This is a genomic window from Kineococcus gypseus, assembly GCF_050871305.1.
GTDB classification, from domain to species: Bacteria; Actinomycetota; Actinomycetes; order Actinomycetales; family Kineococcaceae; genus Kineococcus; species Kineococcus gypseus.
The window spans coordinates 1-4283 of record NZ_JBJLRD010000103.1 but is presented as its reverse complement, the minus strand read 5'-3'; the positions used below and the strand labels follow the sequence as shown (position 1 = coordinate 4283).

Here is a 4283-nt window from a genome sequence, read left to right as displayed (position 1 = left end):
GGCGATGGCGATGGCGATGGCGATGGCGATGGCGATGGCGATGGCGATGGCGATGGCGATGGCGATGGCGATGGCGATGGCGATGGCGATGGCGATGGCGATGGCGATGGCGATGGCGATGGCGATGGCGATGAGGGTGTCGAGGTCGAGCTGGCGCAACGCCTCGCCGTCCTGGAGGACGAGACCGCTTCTGCCCTCGCCACCGCGATCCTGCTAGGGGAGGCCGAGCGGGCGCTGGGGGAGGAACGCAACGCCTACGTCAGCGCCACCGTCGGCGCCCTGCTCGACGACGCGTTGATCGCGGTCATCGGGGCTGGCCCGCAGGAGGCGCTGAAGCGGCTGGGCGAGGTGGCACGCTGTTTCAACGGTCAGCCGCTGTTCGTCACCGTCGAGGAGTTCGACGCGTGGATGGCCGACCCGACGACGTTGCTGACGTTGGACCCCAACTGGCGTTGACGGACGCTCAGCTCGAGTGTGTCGGGGCGTCGGTCCGGCAGTCACGCTGAGCGCTCACCGGCCGTGACCCACAAGAATGGCGATTAAGGTGCCTGATCGCTCGCTTACGATTTCTTTCGCCATGAGTTGCCGGCTCACTGAGGCAGCCGGGCGGAGAGGGGGGCCGGCAGGACTGCGTCCCACCAGCGTCGCGTCGGATGTCCGTCAAGGTGGGGTCAGGGGGGCGTTGCCCTGGCGAGGTTCTCGCTGGTGAAAGTGGGGTCTTCACCGGCGCCGTTCTAGCCTACGAGGACGGCGACGCCATCGGGGCGCACCATGAAGACGGTCGGTTATCGGAATGCCATCCAGGCAGCGCGCACAGTCAGCTCCAGGACGGGTAGCCGAAGGGGTGCGGCAACCCGGTTGCTGAGGTAGGAGCACGACGGCGAGGATGCCGCATGACCTGGGGCATTCCACTGACCGAGTTCGACTCTGACTCCGCGGTGCTGATCGCTCCCGAGCCGGGGTCCAAGTCGGGTGCAATCCCGGAGCGTGCGGTCATCTGCTTCTTCCGTGATGTCATCGAGGAGGTGTGCGGCGATGGCCGCGCCGAAGTCGTCGCGACCTTCAGGTGGGAGCACGGAACGCACGAGCTGTTCAGCCTCCAGGTGGGTGAGCGTCGGGTGGCGGTGTTCCACCCCGGCGTGGGCGCGCCGCTGGCCTGTGGTCTGTTCGAACAGGCGATCGCCACAGGCTGTCGCGCCTTCGTCGCGTGCGGTGGAGCAGGTGCAGTGGTTCCCGGCCTCGCGTTGGGGCACGTCGTCGTCCCTGATGCCGCAGTTCGTGATGAAGGAACGTCATACCACTACCTGCCGGCTGGCCGCGAAGTCAGCGCGGACCCGGCTGTTACGGCTGCGCTCTGTGCCGTGCTCGACGAACAGGCGGTGCCGTACACGGTCGGCAAGACGTGGACAACCGATGCGCCCTACCGTGAGACCACAGCGAAGGTTGCCGCTCGGCGCCGCGAAGGGTGCATCACGGTGGAGATGGAGACCGCGGCCTTTTTGGCTGTCGCCTGCCATCGCGGCGTGACCTTCGGGCAGTACCTGTACGCAGGTGACGACGTCAGTGGCGAGACGTGGGACGAGCGCCAGTGGCACACATCCTCGGCTCGCCGCGATCTGTTCTGGCTTTCGGTCGAAGCCGTCCTTCGATTCCCATGACTACCGCGCAGCACAGCGCCGCGGCGACGTGCACGCGGCTTTCGATGGTTGCAGTCGCTCGCAGACCCGGCGAGCCGCGGATGTGCCGGCACCTCTGGTCGAAACTGCTGCACGATCGAGTGACACGTCATCGTGCAGCAGTCCCATGCCATCGCAGGAACCTCTCCCAATGCGGGAGTGGTCTGGGTCCCAACCACGTGGGTCCGGGGTGGCTGGCCACCACCACTGAGCCTCACCTTCGCCACCACGCCGGTGTCGCCGCCGTGGCCGGTCACCTGCAGCGTCGCGGATCCATCTCACGCCTCCGGCTACCGCGCGCTGGCATCCCGGCGTCTCGAACAAGTGGCTGAGACGGATCGACACGATGACTGAGAGGGGGGTAGGTCGATTGAGAAAGTGATAAGCGCAGTGAGATAAAACAATAGTCACCAGGGATGGAAGGCGCCCTCCATGACCGTAATAAGCATAACCGCGAATATGCCGAGGAAGCTGAATGGTATTCAGCTGTGCGGCTGTTGCGATTGCACGGCGGCGCGGTACAGCAACTGGTAGGCGCCGGTGAACCGGTTCTGGCAACTGACGGCCCGGTAGGTCACCTCTGCCTCGCTCATGCCGGGCACTTCAGCCGGGTACCCGTAGCCGGGTAGGCGGGTGCCGTCCGGGTCGGTGGTGATGTCCGGGTCCAGCGCCTCGATGCCCTGGCGGCGCAGGTCCGCCACCTCCATCTCGACCAGACGTGCGTAGGTGGTCAAGCTGAGGTCCCGCGCCTGCAGTGCCGTCACCTGCGCCTGGTCCAGCCCCGCCTCGGTCAGGGAAGCGGCCAGCTCGTCGGGGTCGACGATGCCCAGGTCGGCGTCCAGGCCCCGCATCTCGTCCGGAGAGATGATGAGGCTGAAGGAGTTGTCGGGGTCGAAGTCGGCTGGAACTGCATCCGCTGCCGGGCTCTCGTCGTGTGCGCGGGCCGCCACTGGACCTCCAGGTGAGTTGTTGAAGCCGCGGGTGGGCCTGCCTGGCAGCTCAGCTCCCCGTGGCAGCAGGCACGGTAGTCGTCCGGATCGTCACCGACGGGCACGCCGCAGAAAGCGATCGATGCCTCGCTACCGGAGCAGGGTGTGCTGCGGCTCTTCGACTGTTCCTAGCCCCACCGGAGCTTGGCCCGGTCGTACCGCTCGTGGCTGTGCCCCGAAGTTCACGCCGGGTACGCGCGTTCGCTCGGGGGCGTGCAGGTGAGTGTCGGTATCGACGTCGAGAGCGGTACGGGCACCGGGGTGCGCAGCGCTGCTGACGGGTGCGGCCGCGTGCGTCGGCGGCGGGGGTGTCGCCGGGGGTGTCCAGCCGGCGATGGCGCCGAAGAGCAGCGCGAGCGGCACGGCGGCCACCAGCAGCGTCAGCCGCTCGGTGCGGCCGGCCGGTGCGAGCAGGGGAACCAGCGTCATGGTCGCCAGCGAGGCGGCGCTGATGCCCAGCGCCTTGCGAGTGCGGAACCGCGACACCACGACCTGCCTCCTCGACGACCTCGACACGTCACCGACAGCAGGCGACCAGGGCAGCTGCGGTGGCGTGAGCGCTGGCTCCAGCATCACCCGGGCGGTGCCGCATGCGCCAGCCCGCGACCCACCTCGGTGCCAGGAGCCACACGTCGATGACCGCGACAGGACCGCTGTGGAGCCTTCCAGTGTCGCCGTCGATGGCATTGCGGTGCCGTCGCGGGGTCATCGCCGGTGCAGGCGCTCGGGCAGCCGGCACGCTGCTCGTGCGTCTGGCTCTGCTCGCTGTAACGCTCCCTGGTCGGCAGCGATGTGCTCATCGAGTCCGGGGGGCTCGCGTCGCGGTCCGGGGGGATCCGCGGTGGCGAGACGGGCTCAGTGGGGGATCGCGGTGTCGCGTCCGGTGGCCGGGGGATGGGCTACCGGACGCCGCACCGTGCCTCATGCCAGGCCCCGCCTCACGCTTGGCCTCGTGCGTGATGGTGCGGCTGTTGCGTGCCGCCGTGTGGGGGCCCCTTCCCGCTGGCACCTGGCACCTAGCACCTGGCATCTGGCGCCTGCTGCGGGCCTGCTGGTGCGCGGCTCACCAGCGGGGGGATGCGTGCCCCGTGAATCGTGACAGCGCAGGCGGCCTCGAGCGTGCTGTGGACGCTCTGCTCATCCCCGCCGGCGACCGCAGGCGGCCACGAGTGCTGCGGGCCGGTGCTCCACGGCCGCCCCAGGGGTGCTGCAGCAGCAGTTCTTCGGGGTGGCCGCAGCGAGCCGCACCTGGCGGTACCTGGCGGTCTGCGGCGGGTGCCGATCAGGCCCGGGAACCACAAAACCCCGCGGGCCAGAGGCCATTGCGAGGTTGTGCCGGTGATTATCCCAATCATCGAGCTGGATGTCAAGCAGCGCTTCGAACGGGGCACCCCGCTCGACGCCTTCCGCGGGCCTGTTCATCGGGTCTCTCACGGGGCCCGGTCGAGGCGCCGGGTGACGTCCCACCAGGGACTGGTGAGGCGACGACCTGGCCCGTGCGACGACCCGGCCCGTGCGACGACCCGGCCCGTGCGACGACCCGGCCCGTGCGACGACCCGGCCCGTGCGACGACCCGGCCCGTGCGACGACCCGGCCCGTGCGACGACCCGGCCCGTG

Annotated in this window: 3 protein-coding genes and 1 pseudogene; 2 read left to right on the top strand and 2 right to left on the bottom strand. The window is 69.0% G+C overall.

The genetic code is table 11. From position 1 onward, the window contains the following. Positions 1 to 456, top strand: a pseudogene (locus ACRYMN_RS20710) (hypothetical protein); the annotation flags it as partial. A gap of 437 nt (positions 457 to 893) precedes the next feature. Beyond that, entirely contained in the window at positions 894 to 1658 is a 765-nt protein-coding gene (locus tag ACRYMN_RS20705; RefSeq protein ID WP_432499304.1) for a nucleoside phosphorylase, read from the top strand. A 500-nt stretch (positions 1659 to 2158) separates the two neighbouring features. Here the strand turns inward: ACRYMN_RS20705 and ACRYMN_RS20700 are convergent, their stop codons facing one another. Then, complete coding sequence (locus tag ACRYMN_RS20700; RefSeq protein WP_432499302.1) at positions 2159 to 2626, bottom strand: hypothetical protein; 468 nt, start codon at positions 2624 to 2626, stop codon at positions 2159 to 2161. A 129-nt stretch (positions 2627 to 2755) separates the two neighbouring features. Next, positions 2756 to 3154 carry a hypothetical protein gene (locus tag ACRYMN_RS20695; protein WP_432499300.1) on the bottom strand — a complete coding sequence of 133 codons (399 nt, stop codon included), beginning with the start codon at positions 3152 to 3154 and terminating at the stop codon, positions 2756 to 2758. Positions 3155 to 4283: the final 1129 nt, after the last annotated feature.